The sequence below is a fragment of the Sphingopyxis sp. HIX genome, assembly GCF_001468285.1.
Lineage (GTDB): Bacteria > Pseudomonadota > Alphaproteobacteria > Sphingomonadales > Sphingomonadaceae > Sphingopyxis.
In genome coordinates this window covers 102,570-121,905 of the sequence record NZ_LNSB01000007.1, presented here as the reverse complement: position 1 = coordinate 121,905, position 19,336 = coordinate 102,570, and the positions used below count along the sequence as shown (strand labels likewise).

Genomic DNA, 19,336 nt, shown 5'->3' with positions numbered 1-19,336 from the left:
CCCGAGTCGCCCCCATCCTCGTCACGCCTCGACGAAAGCGACGCACCCTGGCCGCTCCGGCCGTGGATCATGGCGGCGATCTGCGCCGTCGCGGGACTGGTCTTTCACCTGACGCTCGACTGGCGTTACGCCCCGGACCTCGATCCGGGGCGCAATGCGTTCGCGGCGTTCGTCACGGTGGCGACGCTCGTCTTCGTGCTCGGGGTCGAGTTACGGCGCTGGCACTGGGCGCTGGGGTTCGCGCTCGGCTGGGGCGCGGTGATCGCGCTGATCGTGTGGACCTCGGCGGGGTATAATTTCAACGCGTCGATGTTCGAATGGCCCTTCTGGTCGGGGCTGCTCGCGGTGCTGATCGCGACGCCCCTATTCCAGACGCGGCGCGACGTCGCGCCCGACTGGCGCTTCTGGAAATTGTGGACGATGCCGTACGAGCGGCTGCACAGCCACGCCTGGACCGACGCGGTGATCGGCGCGGCAGGGCTGGCCTTCACCGGGCTGAGCTTCCTGCTCGTGCTGCTGATCGGGCAGATGTTCAGCCTGATCGGGATCGACCTGGTGATGCGGATGTTCGAGACCGGCTGGTTCCCGTGGATGCTCGCGGGTGCGGCTTTCGGCGGTGCCGTGGGCCTGCTGCGCGAGCGCGACAAGCTGGTCGCGACGCTCCAGAAGCTGGTGATGATCGTGCTCGCGGTGCTGGCGCCGGTGCTGGCGGTCGCGGTGCTACTGTTCCTGCTGTCGCTGCTCGGCACCGGGCTGACGCCGCTCTGGGATTCGGGCTTTTCGACCGCGGCGCTGATGATGGCGGCGGCGGCCTTTGCGGTGCTGCTCGCCAATGCGGTGATCGGCAACGGGCGCGAGGAGCGCTCGGGCAACCGGCTGCTCCACGGCGCGGCGGCGGTGCTGGTCGCGGCGGTGCTGCCGCTCGCGGTGATCGCCTTTTATTCGATGCACCTGCGCGTGATCCAGTACGGCTGGACGCCCGAGCGCCTCTGGGGTGTGGTCGCGGCGATGGTCGCGCTGGCCTATGGCGCGGCGGGGCTGTGGGCGGTGGTGCGCGGGCGGCTCGATTTCGACGATCTGCTGCGGCCCTTGCAGCAGAAACTGGCGATCGGGCTGGCTTTGCTCGCCCTGTTCCTCGCGCTGCCGGTGATGGATTTCGGCGCGATCTCGACCCGCGATCAGCTCGCGCGGCTCAAAAGCGGGACGGTGAAGGCCGACCAGTTCGACTGGGCGGCGATGGCGTTCGATTTCGGGCCGAAGGGGCGCAAGGCGCTGGCCGACATCGCGAAATCGCCCGACAGGGCGAAGGCCGACCTCGCGAAATGGGCGCTGGCGACGAAGAACCGCTGGGATTTGAATGTCGCGGGCGAAAGCATCGACCCTGCTGACGTGAGCTTCGGCGCGAAGCCGATCCGCGAGAAGGTGCGCGTGCTGCCCGCGGGGCAGGTGCTGGCCGACGATGCCTATGAGGCGATCGACGCGCGCGGGCAGTGCCGTGCGGCGCCCTGCGCGGCCTATGTGCTCGGGCCCGACCAGCTGGTGGTGATCGGCAAGGGCAATAATGTCGTGCTGTTCGCGCGCGATGCGAAGACCAGGGCGTGGCAGGAGGATTATCAGGGCTTCTCGCCCGGCGCGGTGGCCCAGGGCCCGACGGTCGACGAGGTCGAGAAAGCGACCATCGAGGTGCGGCCGATCACGCGGCGGCAGGTGTTCGTCAACGGCAAGCCCGTCGGCGACGATTTCGAGTGATTATCGCGCGCCTGCCTTGAAGCGCGCGGGGGAGGATGCTAGCGGCCCAGCTTCTCCCGCAAAGGCACAGAGAATGGCAATCGATCAGGCAACGGTAAGGAAAATCGCGTCGCTGGCGCGCATCGCGATCAGCGATGCGGAAGCCGCCGCGATGGAAGGCGAATTGAACGGTATCTTGGGCTGGGTCGAGCAACTCGGCGAGGTCGATGTGACCGGGGTCGAGCCGATGACCGCGGTGATCCCCAACAGTCTGCGGCTGCGCGACGATGTGATCGACGCCGACCCGCTGACCGGCGGTAACCGCCGCGACGATGTCCTCGCCAACGCGCCCGCCGCGCAGCACGGCTTTTTCGGCGTTCCCAAGGTGATCGAATAATGACCGATCTTACAAATCTGACCGTCGCGGCGATCCGCGACGGGCACCGCGCGGGCGATTTTTCCGCCGTCGAGGTCGCCGAGGCGTTCAACGCCAATGTCGCGGGCGCCAAGGCATTGAACGCGTTCATCGTCGAGACTCCTGAGCATGCGCTCGCCGCGGCGAAGCAGGCCGATGCCGATCGTTCGGCGGGGACGCTGAAGCCGCTGTCGGGCGTGCCGATCGGCATGAAGGACCTGTTCGCGACCAATGGCGTCCAGACCACCGCGGCGAGCCATATGCTCGAAGGCTTTGTCCCGCGCTACGAATCGACCGTCTCGCAGAAATTGTGGGACGCGGGTTGCGGCATGCTCGGCAAGCTCAACCTCGACCAGTTCGCGATGGGGTCGTCGAACGAGACCTCTTACTTTGGCAATGTCATCAGCCCGTGGAAGCGCAACGACGGCGGCAATGCCGCGCTCGCGCCGGGCGGGTCGTCGGGCGGCAGCTCGTCGGCGATCGCGGCGCGACTCTGCCCCGCGGCGACGGGGACCGACACCGGCGGTTCGATCCGCCAGCCCGCGGCCTTCGTCGGCATCAGCGGGATCAAGCCGACTTACGGCCGCTGCTCGCGCTGGGGCATCGTGGCGTTCGCGAGTTCGCTCGACCAGGCCGGGCCGATGGCGCGCGACGTACGCGACTGCGCGATCATGCTCGAGAATATGGCGGGCTTCGATCCCAAGGATGCGACGAGCCTGAATATGGCCGTCCCCAATTGGGAAGCAGCTTTGTCGAGCGATCTCAAGGGTAAGAGGGTCGGTATTCCTAAGGAATATCGTCTCGAAGGTATCGATCCCGAGATCGATGCGATGTGGGACGCCGGCATCGCGATGCTGAAGGATGCGGGGGCGGAGGTCGTCGAGATCAGCCTGCCGCACACCAAATATGCCTTGCCGACCTATTATATCATCGCGCCTGCCGAAGCGTCGTCGAACCTCGCGCGTTACGATGGCGTGCGCTACGGGCTGCGCGACCTGCCCGACGGGGCGGGGCTGCAGGATATGTACGCCGCGACGCGCGCCGACGGCTTCGGGCCCGAGGTCAAGCGCCGCATCATGATCGGCACCTATGTGCTGTCGGCGGGCTTCTACGACGCCTATTACACGCAGGCGCAGAAGGTGCGGACGCTGATCGCGCGCGATTTCGAGGCGGCGTTCGGCGTGTGCGACGTGATCCTCGCGCCGACCGCGCCCTCGGCGGCCTTCGGGCTGGGCGAAAAAATGGCCGATCCGCTGGCGATGTATTTGAACGACGTGTTCGCGGTCCCCGCGAGCCTCGCGGGCCTGCCCGCGATGTCGGTCCCCGCGGCGCTGAACCGCGAGGGGCTGCCGCTGGGGCTGCAGATCATCGGCAAGGCATTCGACGAGCAGGGTGTGCTCAACGCGGGGTTGGCAATTGAAGAGCGGGCAGGCTTCAACGCCCGCGCCGAGAAGTGGTGGTAACCCGCCATATCCTTTTTGCCGCGATAGTGGCTGGCGGAGCCCTGCTTTCGCCAGGTTTTGCCTTGGCCAAGGAGCGCAAGGCCTCCGCGATCGACTGTGTCGACCGTGCCGACCCGATCAACCGGGCGGCGACCGCGGACATGGTCGCATTGCTGAGCGCAAATGCCGACAAGTGGAACCCCGACTACGCCTTTTCGATCGGCGCCACGGGGAGCTTGGGGCGCCTGTTCGACAGCGAAGGGCGGGCGGTTCATCCGAAGGAAATGGCGCGCATGATCTCTGGCGCGCCGAGCTTTTCGGGTAAAAAGCGCAAGCGCGTGGAGCTTGGCGTCAGCGACAGCGCGTCGGGCGATCAATCCTATGCCAAGGCGCTTGGCGACGCACTGGGTGTTCGTGTCGAGGGATGCGACGGTGACGCCTATTTCCTGAGCGGCGGCGCGATGATGTGCGGCAACCGGCCGGCCTATCCCGAGGCGGCGGGGGACGACATCGGGCGGTCGGCGCCGTCGGGCTTCGCGCTGGGCGGCAGCTTCATGATGATGTTCTGTGCGCGGCCGGGCCAGTCGATCAATCCGACGAGCGCTTTGTCGGCGGCGGTCGCATATGGCCTGTATCGCGACGAGATCGAGCGGCTCGAAGCGACCGCGGCCGGCGATGGCGCTGCGGCCTTTCGCTTGTATCAATATCATTGGACTGCGCGCCGCGACCGGGGCACCGCGATGCAATGGCTGACCACGGCGGCCGATCTGGGGCATGATGTGGCGCGGTATAACCTCGCCTATGAATATCTGGAATCGGGCGATGCCGCGAAGGTGGCGAGCGCCGGGAAAATCATGGACGAGCTGGTTGCAAAGCGCTTCGCCGGCTCCGATTTGCGAACATATTATGGTGGATGAAAACGTGACGGAATCGACATATCGCATCAAGGGCGAAACCGGCGAGTGGGAGGTCGTGATCGGCCTCGAGGTCCATGCGCAGGTCACCTCCAACGCCAAGCTGTTCTCGGGCGCCGCGACGGCGTTCGGAGCGGAGCCGAATACGCAGGTGTCGCTCGTCGACGCGGCGATGCCCGGCATGCTGCCGGTACCCAACCGCGAGTGCATCCGCCAGGCGGTGCGCACGGGCATGGCGATCGAGGCGCAGATCAACAAATGGTCGCGTTTCGACCGCAAGAATTATTTCTACGCCGACCTGCCGCAGGGTTACCAGATTTCGCAGCTTTACCATCCGCTTGTCGGCGAAGGTTCGCTGACGATCGAGGAAGATGAAAAGGCCGGCATCCCCGAGCCCAAGCGGATCGGGATCGAGCGCATCCATGTCGAGCAGGACGCGGGCAAGCTGATGCACGACCAGCATCCGACGATGTCCTATGTCGACCTGAACCGCTCGGGCGTCGCGCTGATGGAGATCGTCTCGCGCCCCGATATGCGCTCGCCCGCCGAGGCCGGCGCCTATGTCCGCAAGCTGCGCTCGATCCTGCGCTATGTCGGCTCGTGCGACGGCAATATGGAAGAGGGCTCGATGCGCGCCGACGTGAACGTCAGCGTGCGGAGGCCCGGCGACGAATTCGGTACGCGCACCGAGACGAAGAACGTCAATTCGGTGCGCTTCGTAATGGCGGTGATCGAGGGTGAGGCGAAGCGCCAGGTCGAGTTGATCGAGGGCGGGGGCAGCGTGGTGCAGGAAACGCGGCTCTACGATCCCGACCGCAACGAGACTCGCTCGATGCGATCGAAGGAAGATGCGCATGATTACCGCTACTTCCCCGATCCCGATTTGCTGCCGCTCGAACTCGACGATGCATTTCTGGCCGAGTGCCGCGAGAGCCTGCCCGAACTGCCCGATGCCAAGCGCGCGCGCTATCTGGGCGAGGGCATCAGCGCCTATAACGCCGATGTGCTGACAGCGGAGGTCGAGGCGGCGCGCTGGTTCGATACCCTGCTCGAAGCGGGCGCGAAGCCCGTCGCCGCCGCCAACTGGGTGACGAGCGAGCTGTTCGGCGCGCTCAACCGGTTGGGCCGCGATATTTCGGACTCGCCGGTCAGCCCGGTGCAGGCCGCCGAACTGCTCGGCCTGGTCGCCGACGGTACGATTTCGGGCACGATTGCGAAACAGGTGTTCGAAAAGATGCTCGAGACCGGCGACGGCGCCGCGGCGATCGTCGATCGCGAGGGGCTCAAGCAGACCAGCGACACCGGGGCGATCGAGGCCGAGATCGCCAAGGTCCTCGCCGCCAATGAAGACAAGGTGGCGCAGTATAAGGGCGGCAAGGAAGCGCTCTTCGGTTTCTTCGTCGGGCAGACGATGAAGGCGATGCAGGGCAAGGCGAACCCGCAGGTCGTCAACGAACTGCTCAAGAAGGCGCTCGGCTGACGCGCCTTCTGTGATCCGCGTTACGGCTATCCGGCTACTTCGTCGTCATAAGCATTGATATCGATGCAAAAATGATGACGAAGGATAGGATGATGAAGAAGCGGACGCTGATCGTCGCCGGGATTCTGGCTGGCGCCATGTTGGGCAGCGCGGCGCAGGCCGCGCCGGCGGTGAACGAGGGTTATGACTGGGCGCTGCGCGTCAGCGACGAGGATCGCGCCGACGCCGCGATCCTCGCCTATGAGGTCGACGGCACCGACGATCAGCCGCTCAATTTCACCTGCGAGGAGGGCAGCAACCGCATCTTCGTCGGCATTTCGGGCCATTCGCCCGACCTGACCGCGATCGACCTGGTGTCGGGCGAGGCGGCGCTGCACGTCGCGGGGACGACCGAGGCCGAGGAAATGCCCTATTTCTCGTCCACCGAGGAGATCGCGGCGGATGCGCCCTTCTTCCGCGCCTTTGTCGCGAACGGCTGGCTGCGCATGACCGACGGCACCGCGAGCCTCGACATGGCGGCGACGGCGAGCGGTCGGCGGGCGATCGCGGACTTCGCCCGCTTCTGCGCCGGCTGACATGCGGCCCGTGCTCCGCGCGCTGCTAAGCCTGTGGCTGGTGCTGGCGGGCGCCGGGGCGGCGGGCGCCGAGACGATCGTCTTCGAGGACGTCAATGTCGTGCCGATGGACCGCGAGCGCGTGATCCCGCGCACGACGGTGATCGTCACCGACGGCAAGATCGCGAGCATCGGGATCAAGGCGAAGCTGCCCGCGGGAACCCCGGTGATCGACGGCCAGGGCGCCTGGCTGATGCCGGGGCTCGCCGACATGCACAATCATGTGACGGCGCGCGACGACCTGGCGCTGCTGCTCGCGAATGGCGTGACGACGATGCTCAACATGGGCGAGGCGACCAGCGCCTTTGCCGGGCGGACGCGGATCGCGGTGAACCGGGGCGAGGTGCCGGGGCCGCAGATATTCACCGCCTTCGTCGTCGACGGCGATCCGCAATATGGGCATTTCGTCGTACGGACGCCCGAGGAGGCGCGGGCGATCGTGTTGCTGGCGAAGGCGAACGGTTACAGCTTCATCAAGGTCTATACCAACCTGTCGGCCGACGCTTTTGCGGCGCTGGCCGCCGAAGCGAAGGTGCAAGGGATCGGTGTCGTCGGGCATAATGTGAAGGCGGTCGGGCTCGCGAAGCAGCTCGCGGCGGGGCAGGCGATGGTCGCGCATGTCGAGGAGTTCTTCTACGGCTTTTTCCCCGAGCCGCCCGCCGACGACCAGCAGGCGCCGCCCGAGGATGCGCGGATCGCCGACGCGATCGCGCTGGTGAAGGCGCACGGCGCGTTCGTGACCTCGGACCTCTTCACTTTTCGTACAATCGCTGCGCAATTCGGCAAGCCCGAGGTGGTGAAGGCCTATCTCGCCGCACCCCAGGTGCGCTATCTGGCGCCCGGCGACCGGATCGACTGGGCGCGGTCGGGCTATCAGAAGAAGGCGGTCGACCTGTCGCGGCGCGCGGCCTTCGAGGATCGTTTCGTGAAGGCGATGGCCGATGCCGGCGTGCCGCTGGTCGCGGGCGGCGATGCGCCGACGATCCCGGGGCTGGTGCCCGGCTGGGCGCTGCACGGCGAGATCGACGCGATGCTGAGCGCGGGGCTGACGCCGTGGCAGGCGCTGTCGGCGGCGACGCGGACGCCGGGCGAGTTCATCGCGAAGACGGTGCCCGGCGCGACGCAGTTCGGCGTCGTTGCGCCGGGCTATCGTGCCGACCTGCTGCTCGTCGCTGACAATCCGCTCGCGAAGCCCGCGACGCTGCGCGCGCCGCTGGGCGTGATGGCGAACGGGCGCTGGTATGATGCCGCCGCGCTGCAGGCGATGCTCGCCGAGGTGGCGGCGCGGCGCACGCTTCCCTGAACGCCCCGGCTTTCGCCTTGCCGAATCCTGCCGCGCGTTGCATGTCGCTGTAAATGGGGGCTTAGCGGACAGCGGGCCTCTGCGAATATTCGGGGAAATATCCGTCGCGGGGGCGGCGGACAAAAGGGGGAATTCATGATCAAATTGGGAATGATCGGCCTGATCGCGGGCGGCGCGCTGAGCTGGTGGGGCGGGCAGGGCCTCTATGAAAGCATCAACGCGGGCAAGCGCGTCGACATCACCGTCGCGCAATTGATGTCGCAGAAGCCGGGGGTCGGCTGGTACCGGATCACCGACGCGCGCTGGTTCCTGATCGACGGCGGCGTGATCACCAGCGGCGAGTCGGGATCGGCGGGCGCCGATATCTACAGCCCCGTGCGCACCGCGACCCCGGGCCCCGGCAAGATCCAGGTGCTGGTGCACCGCGAGGATTCCGCCGAAGCCGGGCTGCTGATGGGACTGCTGCAGGAAGCCGACCCGGCCAAGGCCGAGGCGACGATCAAGGGCAATCCCGCCTACACCAGGGAGCGCCCGGTCGAAGGCATGATCGAGTTCGGGATCAATTCGGACAGCGGCGACACCGACGCGGTGAAGAAATCCTTCGGGTCCGAACTGGCCGACGATTATGTCGTGATCTCCGACGGGGCGAAGCCCGCGGGCTATTTGCTGCCGCTGGCGGGGCTGCTCGCCGGGCTCGCGGTGCTCGGCTACACGCTCTTCGGCTTCATCCGGCGCGACCCGCCGCAGCCCGACTATCAATAGGGCGCGATTTCTGACACATTCAGGACGGGGCGCAGGGGAATGATTCAGATCCCGGCCCCGATTATATCCGGGGGGACGGGATGCCGAAGATTTACCTGTCGGTCGCCATCGTGGCGGCCTCATTTTGCATAGCGACGACGGCGGCGGATGCGCAGGCGATCAAGGCGCCGGTCCCGATGCGCGCGTTCAGTGCCGAGGAGGTGGCCGCGGTCGACATGCCCGACACCGCGTTCGAGGCGACGCCCGCCGACGTCGAGACCTATGACAAATATTTCTATTTCCACCGCGACGGCACCAATTTCGACACCGCGTACAACGACATCAGCGAATGCGACGCGGTGTCGAGCGGAATCAATTATTACGCCGGCGGCGACAGCTATATGTCGACTTATTACGCCACCCAATATGGCATGGCGGGCGCGCTGGGCGGCGCGATCGGATCGGCGATGGCCGATGCGATCTTCGGGTCGGCGGAGCGGCGGCGCATCCGCCGGATCAACATGCGCAACTGTATGGGATTCAAGGGCTATGACCGTTATGGCATGGAGAAGGAACGGTGGCAGGCCTTTCACTTCGAGGAAGGTTTTGGCCGTGTGGAGGACGAGAAGCGCACCGGCTATCTGATGAAGCAGGCGCGCGTCGCCTCTGGCCCCAAGCCGAAAGCGGAGGTACTGCCGAAATGATCCGCACCCTGTTTTGCGCCGCCGCGCTCGCTGCCGCGCTCCCGTCCGTCGCCGCTGCGGAGCTCACCTCGGAGTCGATCGAAGAAAAGAACCTGATTTCGGGGAAAGCGAAGATCGAGCCCGACAGCGGCTATATCTTCGTCAGCGGTCCGTTCCGGCAGAATGCGCTGCTGTTGCGGTTGCCCGACGATGCGACCGTCGCCGCCTATGAAAGGGACTGGGCCGAGGCGCTGGCCAAGGTGCAGAAGAAATATCCGGGCAAGCTCAAGAACTGGGAATCGCGGGCCGAGGTGGCGCGGCAGACCAAGGGCAGGATGCCCGAAAAGCCGATCGAACCGACGGCGGAGAATTTCGCGATCGGCGCGATCGAACTTCGCGATCCGGTGTCGTTCGGCCCGCAATATGTGTTCGCGAAGAGCGAGAGCCCCGACAGCTACAGCTATCTGACCAAGGTCAAGCCCGGCCGCTATGCCTATTACGGCCCGATCTTCGTCGCCGGCGGCGGTGCGATGGCGGGCTTCTGCTACTGCATGGGCACCGTCGCGTTCGAGGTGAAGCCGGGCGTCATCACCGATACGGGCAATTTCTTCCTCGTCGGCCCGGGACTGGATCCCGATTTTCCGCAGACAGGGCCGTTGACCGGTTCCGAAGCGGGGCTGTACCGTCCGCAGAACCTCGGGGCCGAGCATGGTCCGCTGCGCTTCGGCGTGCCCGACTCGCTCAAGGCCTTTCCTTATGCCGAGGCCGATTTTCGCGCTTATGGCAAACTCGACAATTTCTATGGGCTGTCGGTCAGTCGCATGCCGCCGATTCCGGGCGTGCTCGCTTATGATCGCGACAAGATTGTCGACTTGAAGGCGGTCGCGCCGGCCGAGGCTGCCGGGGTACCTGAGGCGAGCGCGGCGACTAGCGCAGTGGTGCCTGCCACACCATCTTCGCTTCCTTGATCGTCGCAACGACGCGGATGTTCCTGATCTGCTCGACCGGCGTCGTCAGCGGATTTTTGTCGAGGATGACGAAATCGGCCAGCAGGCCGGGCTTGATCCGGCCCTTGCGATCCTCCTCGAACGCCTGCCAGGCGGGGCCGGTGGTCAGCGCCTGCAGCGCTTCATAAGCGCCCAGCCTCTCGTCCGCGCCGCTGACGACGCCGGTGGGCGAGACGCGCGCCATCGAGGTCCAGAGCATGAAGCGCGTGTCGAGCGGGGTGACGCTGAAATCGCTGTGGTTCGATGGCGTGAGCCCGGCGGCGCGGGCCGAGCGCAGCGGGCTGATGAAATCGACGACTTCGGCCGGGAAATTGGTGCGGTGGACGTCGGCCCAATACCAGGCGTGGTTCGAGAAATAGGCGGGACCCACGCCGATGCGAGCGTAGGCCGGCAGCTGGTCGCGGCGCTGGAACTGCGAGTGGATGACCACCGGGCGGCGGTCGTCGGCGGCCTTTATGCCGAGCGCGTCGAAGCCGCGGATCGCCATGTCGATCGCGGCGTCGCCGTTGGCGTGGACAAACAGCTGCCAGCCGCGGTCGTGGGCCTTTTTCGCCTGCGCGACGAAATCCGCCTCGGACAGCACGGGCTGGCCGTGCCAGGGGTGCGTGCCCTCGGGGCTGCCGCGTGCATAGTCGCGGGTGAAAAAGCCGGTGCGCGCCTGCACCGATCCGTCGAGCACGAATTTGATGCCCTGCAGCTTCACATGGTCGGTGTAGGTCCCGAAACTGAGATCAGGCTGCGCGAGCAGCGCGTCGAGGCCGGTCGAGAAGGGGAGCAGGGCGAGGTCGATCCTGAGCCGCTGGCGCGCCGCGTCGCTGCTCAGGAAGGCGATGTCGGGCGGCAGCGTCGCGCCGTCCTGCGCATGGGTATAGCCCTCGGCGAAATAGGCGTCTTGCGCGGCGTCGAGCGCGGCGAGCTTCTGCTCAGCGGTCGGTTGCGGCATCTTGGCGAGCATAAGGAACATCGCCTTTTCGAGCAGCACGCCGTTGAGCCTGCCCGCCGCGTCGCGCGGCATGATGCCGCCGGGCGGCACCGGGGTGGCTTCGTCGATCCCCGCGGCGGCGAGCGCGGCGCTGTTCGCGACTGCGCCGTGGAGCGAGACATGCAGCACGAGAATCGGCCGGTCCGCCGCGACCGCGTCGAGTTCGGCGCGCGTGATGTGGCGCTTCTCGGCCAGCGCCTCCTGGTCATATTGCCAGACGATCGCCCACTGGCCGGGCGGCATGGCCCTGGCGGCGATATGGGCGCGGATCGCGGCTTGCAGCGCGGGAATGTCGGCTGGGGGCGTCGGTGCGGCGCGCAGGTCGAGCCCGCCCGCCATCTGCGTCGCCACGGTGAAATGCGAATGGGCGTCGATGAAGCCGGGGAGCATGGTGGCGCCCTTGAGGTCGCGGACGGCTGCATTGTCGCCCGCGACTTTGCGCGCTTCCTTCTCGCTGCCGACGAAGGCGATGCGATCACCTTCGGTTACGACGGCTTCGACCGTCTGCGGCGTGTCGCCGTCCATCGTAACGATCGGCCCGCCGCGGTAGAGTGTGGTTTCCTGCGCCGCGACGGGTGCGGTCAGCGCTAGCAGCAGCGCGGCAAAAGCGGTCGGTCGTCTCATATCTCTCTCCCCGGCCGCCATGGTGGCGGGCGGGGAGGGGGCGGGTCAAGTGATTAGCTCGCTAAGCTCTTCGGGTCGCATCAGCTTTGCTGCGGCGGTACCTCGCTCGGGCCGCGGCCGGGCTGGTCGATGTCGCCGCCGCCGGGGGCGCCGGGAACCTCGAGCGGCTGGCCGGCGGGGTCCTCGAGCGGGGTCGGCTGCACCGGCTGTTCGGGCGGTGCCACCGGGTCGATGACGTCGGGCTTGGGCTTGGGCAGCGGGTCCGCCGCATGGACGTGCAGGCTGGAGTTGAAGGTCATGAGATTTCTCCTTGCCCGATCAACGAGCGAGGGCGGGGACGCGTTCCGCAAGTCGGCGCGGATCGCGCACTTTCGGGGCGTTCCGGGCCTTGCCCTTGGCCGCGCGTCTGCTATAGCCCCGCGCGGCCCGCACGGGCGTGCGCGGCTTTGCGCGCGTTTTCGTGCATCCGGCCGAAGCTTCCCAAGCGGGCGTGGCGGAATTGGTAGACGCGCTGGTTTTAGGTACCAGTATCGCAAGATGTGGGGGTTCGAGTCCCTTCGCCCGCACCAGTTTCGCCCTCGCCCAAGGCCGGAAAACCGAGAGATTTTGAGCAAGGATAAGACCAAGGCAATGAAGACCGTCGAAACGCTGAACGAAGGCCTGAAGCGCGAATATCGCGTCACCATCACCGCCAAGGATATCGATGCCCGCGTCGATGACGAGGTGAAGAGCATCGCGCCGACCGTGCGCATGCCCGGCTTTCGCCCCGGCAAGGTGCCGCCGAACTTGATCCGCAAGATGCACGGCGCCGCGCTGTCGGCCGACGCGCTGAACAAGGCAATCGAGGCGGGCGTCCGCGACCTGATCGCCAAGGAAAAGCTGCGCCCCGCGCTGCAGCCCGCCGTCACGCTCGGCGACGATTATGAAGCCGGCAAGGACGCCGAAGTCACCGTCGCGCTCGAAGTGCTGCCCGACATCGAGGCGCCGTCGATCGAAGGCCTGAAGCTCGAGCGCCTGACCGTTCCCGCCGACGACAAGGCGGTGATGGGCAAGATCGAGGAATTCGCCGCGCAGATGAAGCGCTTCGAGGAAGCCCCGAAGACCAAGAAGGCCGCCCAGGGCGACCAGATCATCATCGACTTCGCCGGCAGCGTCGACGGCGTCGCCTTCGACGGCGGCACCGGCGAGGACATGGCGGTCGAAATCGGTTCGGGCCAGCTGATCCCCGGCTTCGAAGACCAGCTCGTCGGCGTCAAGACCGGCGACGAAAAGGTGCTGAAGGTCACCTTCCCCGAGGATTATCCGGTCGAGAATCTGAAGGGCCAGCCCGCCGACTTCGCCGTGACGGTGAAGGAAGTGAAGGTTCCCGCGGCGTCGAAGATCGACGACGAATTCGCCAAATCGCTGGGTCTCGAGAGTCTCGACAAGCTCAAGGAGATCATGAAGGACCAGGTCGAGCAGGAACTGAACGGCCTGACCCGCACCCACATGAAGCGCAAGCTGCTCGACCAGCTCGCCGCCGCTCATGACTTCGACGTGCCGCCGACGATGGTCGAGGCCGAGTTCGGCCAGATCTGGCAGCAGCTCGAGCATGAGGCGAGCCACGAGGAAGACGTCGAGGCGGCGAAGGCCGAGCTCGAAAAGGACAAGGACGAATATCGTTCGATCGCCGTCCGCCGCGTCCGCCTGGGCCTGCTCCTCTCGGAAATCGGCCAGGCGCACGGTGTCCAGGTCTCGCAGCAGGAAATGCAGCGCCTGGTCGCGCAGGCCGCGCAGCAGTATCGCCCCGAAGACCGCCAGCGCTTCATGGAATATGTGCAGCAGGACCCGCTCGCCGCGGCCCAGCTCCGCGCCCCGCTCTATGAGGACAAGGTCGTCGACTTCCTGTTCGAAAAGGCCGAGATCAGCGACCGCGAAGTGACGCGCGAAGAGATCGAAGCCGCGATCGAGGCCGACGACGACGGTCATGTCCACGGCCCCGGCTGCGGTCACGACCATGACCACGACCACAAGCCCGCCAAAAAGGCCGCCGCGAAGAAGCCGGCCGCCAAGAAGGACGCGGTGAAGGAAGAGGCCAAGGCCGAGGAAGCACCCGCCAAGAAGGCGCCGGCGAAGAAGGCCGCGGCGCCGAAGGCCGAAGCCGAGGACAAGCCGGCCGCTGCCAAGAAGGCTCCGGCCAAGAAGGCTGCCGCGAAGAAATAAGCTTCGCGCCACGTGAATAGCGAAAGGCCGGGTGGAGGATGCTCCGCCCGGCCTTTTTCTTATCGGCGCAGCCGTTCGCCGCAGATCGGGCAGGTTTCGCGCCAACCGCCATGGCATTCGGAGCAAATCTTGTGGCGCGAGGGGCCGCTGCTCGTCTTGACCCGCGCGGGATCGCGGCCGCCTTCGAAGAAGGTGCCGCCGATCTTCGTTCCGCAATCGTCGCATTCGCGCGCCATGGCCGTTCTCCTGCTTCCCGTGCGCCCGTCAGAGTGCCCGCGTCCAATATTGCAGTTCGTGCGGCTCTTCGTCGCTGCCGCCCACCGTCTTCCAGTCGAACCAAGCCGTCACCCCCGCCAGCGGCGCATAGCCGCGGCCGCGCCAGAACGCGTCGAGCGGGCGATGCCCGGCCGGGCGCGCGGGGTGATCGTCGGCGCGGATGACGCTGCAGAAGGCGGCGTGCGATGCACCCATCGCGCGCGCCTGGGCTTCGCGGTGGTCGAAGAAGGCGTGGCCGATGCCCTGGCCGCGATATTCGGGCAGCAGCACCGATTCGCCAAAATAGAAGCAACGCGCGATGTCGAAGCCCGCGGCGGCGAGCGGTGCCTGCCAGGCCTCGTCCTGCGTCGCGAGCGCGGCGGCAGTGGCGGCGCCGACAATCGTCTCGCCGTCGCGCGCGACGACGATCACCGCGCCCTCGGCGGCGGCGAAATCGGCGAGATAATCGGCCTCATAGGCGGCGTCGCCGTCGTAGAGATAAGGGAAGGCGCGGAACACGGTGATCCGCAGCGCGGCGAGCGCGGGGATGACCTCCGCCAGCCCCGCGCCGGTCACCGGCACGACGCTGACGCTCATGCGCCGACCTGTTTCAGCCAGTCGGCGAGGTTGTAATAGGTGGTGATGCGGTCGATCAGCCCGGCGTCGTTGACCGACAGAAAGGCGCCCGCGGGCAGGACATAGGTCTGGCCGTTTGCTTCGGGCAGGCCGTCGTCGGTCGCGAGATAGGTGCCGTTGACGGTGAACTCGGCGGCGGCGCGGTTGCCCTCGGCGAAGATCGCCATGTCGGTGAGCCGCTCGCGGTAGCAGCGCGTCATATGCGCGTTGAATTCGGCGAAAAGCGCCTTGCCGTGGCGCGGCTCGCCCTGGTTGACGTCGTGGCGCACGTCGTCGGCGACAAGCGCGAGCATCGCGCCGGTGTCGCCCTCGTTGAACGCAGCAAAATAAGCGGTGACGATGTCGCGGGTGGTCATGCGGGCGGCTCCGAATCTTGTCCTATGCGGCGATTAGATCACCGCCATATTATAGCAATGCCAGCTGAAGATCGCCGCGGCGCCGCGGTGGGGGCGCCAGGCTTCGGCGATTTCGCGGATCGCCTTTTCGCTGGGGCGCGCGTCGAGCTGCATGATGCGGCCGACCGCTTCCTGCACCGCCAGGTCGCCCGCGGGCCAGACGTCGGGGCGCCCTTCGGCGAAGAGCAAATAGATTTCGGCCGACCAGCGCCCGATGCCTTTCACCTTGGTCAGCAGCGCGATGGCCTCCTCGTCGTCGGCGGGCAGCGCGTCGAAGGCGAGCTCGCCGTCGATCACCAATTGCGCGAGGCTCTTGGCATAGCCCTGTTTCTGCGCCGACAGGCCGCAAGCTCGTAACGCGTCATACTCGGCCACTGCCATCACCTCGGCGGGGCAGCCCGCGCCGAATCCCGCCTCGAGCTTGTTCCAGATCGAGGTTGCGGCGGCGACGCTGACCTGCTGGCCGACGATGGTGCGGAGCAAGGTCGTATAGCCCGGCTCGCGGATGCGCGGCTCGGGATAGCCCGCATGGCCGAGCGCGCGCGCGAAGCCCGGCTCGATCCCCGCGAGCGCGTCGATCCCGGCGTTCAATTGCTCCTGGCTCAGACCCATTACGATATTCCCCTTTTGTTCACATCGCTAACTAGCAGCGCTTGATTTGCCGTGCAACGCGGGACATAGGCCAAGCCGAATCAAAACCTATGGGGACGAGCATGGCCAAGCTGATTGTCGTGACGCGCGACGGAACCGAGCATGAGATCGAAGGCGACACGAGCCTGACCGTGATGGAAAATATCCGCGACGCGGGTTTCGACGAACTGCTTGCGCTGTGCGGCGGTTGCTGTTCGTGCGCGACGTGCCACGTCCATGTCGAGGCGGGTGCGACCGACCAGCTTCCCGCGATGAGCGAGGACGAGAACGACCTCCTCGATTCGACCACCGACCGCGACGAGACGTCGCGCCTGTCGTGCCAGCTGCCGTTCAGCGAGGCGCTCGACGGGCTGAAGGTGCGGATCGCCGCGGAGGACTAAGCGCGTCGCCCCCGCGAAGGCGGGGGCCGTTGCAGGCCTCGCGCTTTTCCTCCAGCGGCCCCCGCCTTCGCGGGGGCGACGATCATGAGGTCGCCGTCGCGACTGCGTAGAGCGCGATCGCCGCGGCGTTGGAAATGTTCAGGCTTTCCATGCGCGGCGAGATCGGCAGTTTCGCCAGCACGTCGCAGTGTTCCATGACATTGTGGCGCATGCCGTCGCCTTCGGAGCCCAGCACCAGCGCGACCTTGCTGCCGTCGAGCACCGAGCCGAGCACCGTCTCGGTGTCGCCCATCAGCCCGATGCGCCAATATTGCGCCTCGGCGATCTCCTCGAGCGCGCGCGACAGGTTGACCACACGCACCCATGGCACGGTTTCGAGTGCGCCCGATGCCGAGCGCGCGATCACGCCGCTTTCGGGCGGGCTGTGGCGGTCCTGGGTGACGATGCACGCCGCGTCGAACGCCGCCGCCGAGCGCAGCACCGCGCCGATATTATGCGGGTCGGTGACCTGATCGAGGATGATGATCGGGCGCCGGCTCTCGGCGTCGAGTTCTTCCTGCAACAGGTCGCCGAGATAGACGCCCTCGAGCGGGTCGACCTCGATCACCAGCCCCTGGTGCGGCGCGTCGCGCGCGACGAGGCGCGCGAGGTCGGTGACGTCGGCATAGCTGATCGGCACCACCGGCGGCAGGTCGAGCTGGCCAAGCGCTTCGCGCGTGCCCCAGATGCGCTTGACGGTGCGTTCGGGATTGGCGAGCGCGGCGAGCACGGCGTGACGGCCCCAGAAACGGATGGGCTGGCCCTTGGACGACTGGCCGGCGGGGCGGCGGTGGCGCGAAAATTGTCTCATAACGCCGCGCCTTTCCCACGAGCGGCATTGACAGGCAAGCCCGCTTTCGCCAATGGACCGCTTCCCGACGCGGACCCCATGGACAGGTGGCCGAGTGGTTAAAGGCAGCAGACTGTAAATCTGCCCGGTTTTCCGTACGCTGGTTCGAATCCAGCCCTGTCCACCACCCTCTGGTCCGAGGGCATCTCCTAAAATCGCTGGAAGCCGCAGAAAACCTAGGGTATTATCCCTCGGTCGTTCCTCTGCATCTCATCGCAGATCACTGCAGCGCAGTGAAAAGTGTGGGGAGAATGTGGGGGTAAATTTTTCGACCCCTAAGAATCGGGCTTCCGAGTGTGGGGGTAAAAAATTGGGTTAACCCTATGAAAAAGCTTACAGCTTTGGCGGTCAAGGCAGCATTGGCGAATCCCGGCACGTATCAGGACGGCGACGGGCTATTTCTGAAGGTCGATAAGCGGGGAGGGGCCTCTTGGCTTCTTAGGCTGCAACGTGACGGCAAACGCCAGGATATCGGCTTGGGCAGCGCCAAGCTGCTTCCTCTTGCGGAGGCGCGTGAGAAAGCCAGTGAACTTCGGAAGGCGGTCAAGATCGAGGGTCGCGATGTGCTCGCAGAGAGGAAGGATGAAGCCGCCGCGAAGGTTACGTTCCGCGAAGCGGCGCGCCAATATCATAGCGAGAATGCGGCAGGCTGGAAAAGCGCCGTCTATGCCCGCCAATGGCTTGCGGCCCTCGAGAGCCATGCTTTCCCGAAATTGGGCGACCTTCCAACTGGGAGAATCTCCGCGGCGGACATCATCGACGTGCTGTTGCCGATATGGCAGGAGATTCCCGAAACAGCGCGTCAGGTGCGCAACCGAATCTGCGTCGTCCTCGATTATGCGCATGCAAAAGGCTGGCGCTCCAGCGAAGCCCCGTCGGGCAACGGCAGCCTGAAAGCCGGGCGCGGATTGCCCCGCCAAGTGAAATCGCGCGAGAATCGCAAGGCGATGCCTTACAGCGCGCTGCCCGACTTCATGGTCGCCTTGCGTCGAAAGCCCGCATTCGGACGGCTGGCGCTCGAACTGCTCATCCTGACAGGCGTGCGCAGCCAGGAGGTTCGGCTCGCGACTTGGGATGAGTTCGATTTCGAGGGGCGCCTCTGGACCATTCCGGCCGACCACATGAAGCGGGCCAAGGCCCACATGGTCCCGCTATCGGACGCGGCTCTCGCGGTGCTGGCCAAAGCAAATGCCTTTCGGCTCCCCGATACAGAGGTCGTTTTCCCCGGAGCGGTTGGAAAGCCGATGTCCGACATGACGTTGCTGAAGGTGCTACGCGATATGAAGGAGCCGTTCCATGTGCACGGCTTCCGTTCCACATTCACCGACTGGGCGGCCAACGAGGATTTTGCGGACGCCGTGGTGGAAGCGGCGCTGGCTCACAAAACACCTGACGCCGTGCAGGCGGCCTATCGCCGTACAACCTATCTTGGCACGTCGGCCCAGCCGGGCGCGCGTGTCAGGCTGATGGACGCGTGGGGAAGCTATTGTGCCGGAGGCGCTGCCGGGGCGGTACCGCAGGACCCAAATGGACGCAGCCTCGATTAGGCGTGCATCGGCGGCATCACACCGCAGCCAGAGGTCGTGCAACTACCGGCTTTGAAGTCGGCTGTGCTCAATTTCGCGGCGGAGCGTCGGTATTGTCCGCCCGCTCGCCGAACCGCTCAGCCATCCAGCTTTGAACCTCCGACTCGCGCCATGCGACGCATCGACGGGTGAGCTGAAGCTGGTGGGGAAAGCTGCCGTCGCGGATTTGCCGGTAGAGCGTCGCGCGGCTGAGGCCGGTCCGGTCGAGCACGCTTTGCATTCGCAGAAATCGTTCGGGTTCCATGGCATATCCTGTCTTCGCTTTGACGCTCCCCAATCCGATCTGAATGCGCAGGATCCGCCCATCAAGCCCCCGGAGCCGGTTATGGGCGGGCGTGCAGCGATGCTTCGTCCTGTCGCCGGCGGGTGCTGCAGGCCGTTCCGCCATGCGACATCGTGCACGTCCCTG

General features: G+C 66.1%; 21 protein-coding genes and 2 tRNA genes. 15 read left to right on the top strand and 8 right to left on the bottom strand.

Features of this window, described 5'->3' with window-relative positions; translation table 11 throughout:
* The 10 genes from ATE62_RS05320 to ATE62_RS05275 all read left to right on the top strand — a co-directional run.
* Positions 1-1,749 (top strand): DUF4153 domain-containing protein (locus ATE62_RS05320; RefSeq protein WP_058806973.1); only part of this gene is annotated, 1,749 nt, incomplete at its 5' end.
* 73 nt (positions 1,750-1,822) lie between these two features.
* Positions 1,823-2,125, top strand: coding sequence for an Asp-tRNA(Asn)/Glu-tRNA(Gln) amidotransferase subunit GatC (gene gatC / locus ATE62_RS05315; protein ID WP_058806964.1), 303 nt, complete (start codon positions 1,823-1,825; stop codon positions 2,123-2,125).
* Positions 2,125-3,606, top strand: a complete 1,482-nt coding sequence (gatA, locus tag ATE62_RS05310; RefSeq protein ID WP_058806963.1) for an Asp-tRNA(Asn)/Glu-tRNA(Gln) amidotransferase subunit GatA — start codon at positions 2,125-2,127, stop codon at positions 3,604-3,606. The genes gatC and gatA overlap by 1 nt, the downstream gene beginning before the upstream one ends.
* A 62-nt stretch (positions 3,607-3,668) precedes the next feature.
* Positions 3,669-4,502, top strand: coding sequence for a hypothetical protein (locus tag ATE62_RS05305; protein ID WP_058806962.1), 834 nt, complete (start codon positions 3,669-3,671; stop codon positions 4,500-4,502).
* A 4-nt stretch (positions 4,503-4,506) separates the two neighbouring features.
* Positions 4,507-5,979 (top strand): Asp-tRNA(Asn)/Glu-tRNA(Gln) amidotransferase subunit GatB, encoded by a 1,473-nt coding sequence (gatB, locus tag ATE62_RS05300; RefSeq protein WP_058806972.1) that lies wholly within the window; start codon positions 4,507-4,509, stop codon positions 5,977-5,979.
* 89 nt (positions 5,980-6,068) lie between these two features.
* The gene (locus ATE62_RS05295; protein WP_197412013.1) at positions 6,069-6,554 is read left to right on the top strand and encodes a hypothetical protein; all 486 of its coding nucleotides are present in this window, start codon (positions 6,069-6,071) and stop codon (positions 6,552-6,554) included.
* A gap of 1 nt (position 6,555) precedes the next feature.
* Entirely contained in the window at positions 6,556-7,896 is a 1,341-nt protein-coding gene (locus ATE62_RS05290) for an amidohydrolase family protein (protein WP_058806960.1), read from the top strand.
* A 135-nt stretch (positions 7,897-8,031) separates the two neighbouring features.
* A complete protein-coding gene (locus tag ATE62_RS05285; RefSeq protein ID WP_058806959.1) occupies positions 8,032-8,658 on the top strand; it encodes a hypothetical protein in 627 nt (208 codons plus the stop codon).
* An 80-nt stretch (positions 8,659-8,738) separates the two neighbouring features.
* Positions 8,739-9,341 (top strand): hypothetical protein, encoded by a 603-nt coding sequence (locus tag ATE62_RS05280; RefSeq protein WP_058806958.1) that lies wholly within the window; start codon positions 8,739-8,741, stop codon positions 9,339-9,341.
* Complete coding sequence (locus tag ATE62_RS05275; protein WP_058806957.1) at positions 9,338-10,288, top strand: hypothetical protein; 951 nt, start codon at positions 9,338-9,340, stop codon at positions 10,286-10,288. The genes ATE62_RS05280 and ATE62_RS05275 overlap by 4 nt, the downstream gene beginning before the upstream one ends.
* Here the strand turns inward: ATE62_RS05275 and ATE62_RS05270 are convergent.
* Positions 10,248-11,933, bottom strand: coding sequence for an amidohydrolase (locus ATE62_RS05270; protein WP_058806956.1), 1,686 nt, complete (start codon positions 11,931-11,933; stop codon positions 10,248-10,250). The two genes, ATE62_RS05275 and ATE62_RS05270, sit on opposite strands and share 41 nt — an antisense overlap.
* A gap of 80 nt (positions 11,934-12,013) precedes the next feature.
* Complete coding sequence (locus ATE62_RS05265; RefSeq protein WP_058806955.1) at positions 12,014-12,232, bottom strand: hypothetical protein; 219 nt, start codon at positions 12,230-12,232, stop codon at positions 12,014-12,016.
* 185 nt (positions 12,233-12,417) lie between these two features.
* On the opposite strand from ATE62_RS05265, the gene ATE62_RS05260 reads away from it, so the two are divergent.
* Both ATE62_RS05260 and tig read left to right on the top strand, forming a co-directional pair.
* Positions 12,418-12,502 (top strand) — tRNA-Leu (locus ATE62_RS05260).
* A 61-nt stretch (positions 12,503-12,563) separates the two neighbouring features.
* A complete protein-coding gene (tig, locus tag ATE62_RS05255) occupies positions 12,564-14,135 on the top strand; it encodes a trigger factor (RefSeq protein ID WP_058806954.1) in 1,572 nt (523 codons plus the stop codon).
* 59 nt (positions 14,136-14,194) lie between these two features.
* Here the strand turns inward: tig and ATE62_RS23205 are convergent, their stop codons facing one another.
* Genes ATE62_RS23205 through ATE62_RS05240 form a run of 4 tightly spaced genes read right to left on the bottom strand, consistent with a single transcriptional unit; the run spans position 14,195 to position 16,033 of the window.
* The gene (locus ATE62_RS23205; protein WP_156420434.1) at positions 14,195-14,371 is read right to left on the bottom strand and encodes a hypothetical protein; all 177 of its coding nucleotides are present in this window, start codon (positions 14,369-14,371) and stop codon (positions 14,195-14,197) included.
* 28 nt (positions 14,372-14,399) lie between these two features.
* Positions 14,400-14,987 (bottom strand): GNAT family N-acetyltransferase, encoded by a 588-nt coding sequence (locus ATE62_RS05250; protein WP_058806953.1) that lies wholly within the window; start codon positions 14,985-14,987, stop codon positions 14,400-14,402.
* Positions 14,984-15,382: a ketosteroid isomerase-related protein gene (locus ATE62_RS05245; RefSeq protein WP_058806952.1), complete on the bottom strand. Its 399-nt coding sequence runs from the start codon at positions 15,380-15,382 to the stop codon at positions 14,984-14,986. The genes ATE62_RS05250 and ATE62_RS05245 overlap by 4 nt, the downstream gene beginning before the upstream one ends.
* A gap of 33 nt (positions 15,383-15,415) precedes the next feature.
* The gene (locus ATE62_RS05240; protein ID WP_058806951.1) at positions 15,416-16,033 is read right to left on the bottom strand and encodes a DNA-3-methyladenine glycosylase family protein; all 618 of its coding nucleotides are present in this window, start codon (positions 16,031-16,033) and stop codon (positions 15,416-15,418) included.
* Positions 16,034-16,134: 101 nt separating this feature from the next.
* Between ATE62_RS05240 and ATE62_RS05235 the strand changes: the two genes are divergently transcribed.
* Positions 16,135-16,452 (top strand): 2Fe-2S iron-sulfur cluster-binding protein, encoded by a 318-nt coding sequence (locus tag ATE62_RS05235; protein ID WP_058806950.1) that lies wholly within the window; start codon positions 16,135-16,137, stop codon positions 16,450-16,452.
* An 82-nt stretch (positions 16,453-16,534) separates the two neighbouring features.
* On the opposite strand, the gene rlmB is transcribed toward ATE62_RS05235, so the two are convergent.
* Positions 16,535-17,302 carry a 23S rRNA (guanosine(2251)-2'-O)-methyltransferase RlmB gene (gene rlmB / locus ATE62_RS05230; RefSeq protein WP_058806949.1) on the bottom strand — a complete coding sequence of 256 codons (768 nt, stop codon included), beginning with the start codon at positions 17,300-17,302 and terminating at the stop codon, positions 16,535-16,537.
* A gap of 80 nt (positions 17,303-17,382) precedes the next feature.
* Here rlmB and ATE62_RS05225 point away from each other — a divergent pair.
* Positions 17,383-17,468, top strand: a tRNA-Tyr gene (locus ATE62_RS05225).
* 196 nt (positions 17,469-17,664) lie between these two features.
* On the top strand, positions 17,665-18,888 hold the full coding sequence (locus ATE62_RS05220) for a tyrosine-type recombinase/integrase (RefSeq protein ID WP_058806948.1): 1,224 nt from the start codon (positions 17,665-17,667) through the stop codon (positions 18,886-18,888).
* A gap of 67 nt (positions 18,889-18,955) precedes the next feature.
* Here ATE62_RS05220 and ATE62_RS24075 read toward each other — a convergent pair whose 3' ends face one another.
* The gene (locus ATE62_RS24075) at positions 18,956-19,315 is read right to left on the bottom strand and encodes a helix-turn-helix transcriptional regulator (protein ID WP_331458539.1); all 360 of its coding nucleotides are present in this window, start codon (positions 19,313-19,315) and stop codon (positions 18,956-18,958) included.
* Between the last annotated feature and the right edge of the window lie 21 nt (positions 19,316-19,336).

What these genes read in the sequence shown, in the direction of transcription:
- rlmB (WP_058806949.1), bottom strand. Translation starts at nt 17,302, where the DNA reads ATGAGACAATTTTCGCGCCACCGCCGCCCCGCCGGCCAGTCGTCCAAG.
- ATE62_RS05250 (WP_058806953.1), bottom strand. Translation starts at nt 14,987, where the DNA reads ATGAGCGTCAGCGTCGTGCCGGTGACCGGCGCGGGGCTGGCGGAGGTC.
- ATE62_RS05270 (WP_058806956.1), bottom strand. Translation starts at nt 11,933, where the DNA reads ATGAGACGACCGACCGCTTTTGCCGCGCTGCTGCTAGCGCTGACCGCA.
- ATE62_RS24075 (WP_331458539.1), bottom strand. Translation starts at nt 19,315, where the DNA reads ATGGCGGAACGGCCTGCAGCACCCGCCGGCGACAGGACGAAGCATCGC.
- ATE62_RS05245 (WP_058806952.1), bottom strand. Translation starts at nt 15,382, where the DNA reads ATGACCACCCGCGACATCGTCACCGCTTATTTTGCTGCGTTCAACGAG.
- ATE62_RS05240 (WP_058806951.1), bottom strand. Translation starts at nt 16,033, where the DNA reads ATGGGTCTGAGCCAGGAGCAATTGAACGCCGGGATCGACGCGCTCGCG.
- ATE62_RS23205 (WP_156420434.1), bottom strand. Translation starts at nt 14,371, where the DNA reads ATGGCGCGCGAATGCGACGATTGCGGAACGAAGATCGGCGGCACCTTC.
- gatC (WP_058806964.1), top strand. Translation starts at nt 1,823, where the DNA reads ATGGCAATCGATCAGGCAACGGTAAGGAAAATCGCGTCGCTGGCGCGC.
- tig (WP_058806954.1), top strand. Translation starts at nt 12,564, where the DNA reads ATGAAGACCGTCGAAACGCTGAACGAAGGCCTGAAGCGCGAATATCGC.
- gatA (WP_058806963.1), top strand. Translation starts at nt 2,125, where the DNA reads ATGACCGATCTTACAAATCTGACCGTCGCGGCGATCCGCGACGGGCAC.
- ATE62_RS05280 (WP_058806958.1), top strand. Translation starts at nt 8,739, where the DNA reads ATGCCGAAGATTTACCTGTCGGTCGCCATCGTGGCGGCCTCATTTTGC.
- ATE62_RS05265 (WP_058806955.1), bottom strand. Translation starts at nt 12,232, where the DNA reads ATGACCTTCAACTCCAGCCTGCACGTCCATGCGGCGGACCCGCTGCCC.
- ATE62_RS05285 (WP_058806959.1), top strand. Translation starts at nt 8,032, where the DNA reads ATGATCAAATTGGGAATGATCGGCCTGATCGCGGGCGGCGCGCTGAGC.
- ATE62_RS05235 (WP_058806950.1), top strand. Translation starts at nt 16,135, where the DNA reads ATGGCCAAGCTGATTGTCGTGACGCGCGACGGAACCGAGCATGAGATC.
- ATE62_RS05295 (WP_197412013.1), top strand. Translation starts at nt 6,069, where the DNA reads ATGATGAAGAAGCGGACGCTGATCGTCGCCGGGATTCTGGCTGGCGCC.
- ATE62_RS05290 (WP_058806960.1), top strand. Translation starts at nt 6,556, where the DNA reads ATGCGGCCCGTGCTCCGCGCGCTGCTAAGCCTGTGGCTGGTGCTGGCG.
- ATE62_RS05220 (WP_058806948.1), top strand. Translation starts at nt 17,665, where the DNA reads ATGAAAAAGCTTACAGCTTTGGCGGTCAAGGCAGCATTGGCGAATCCC.
- ATE62_RS05275 (WP_058806957.1), top strand. Translation starts at nt 9,338, where the DNA reads ATGATCCGCACCCTGTTTTGCGCCGCCGCGCTCGCTGCCGCGCTCCCG.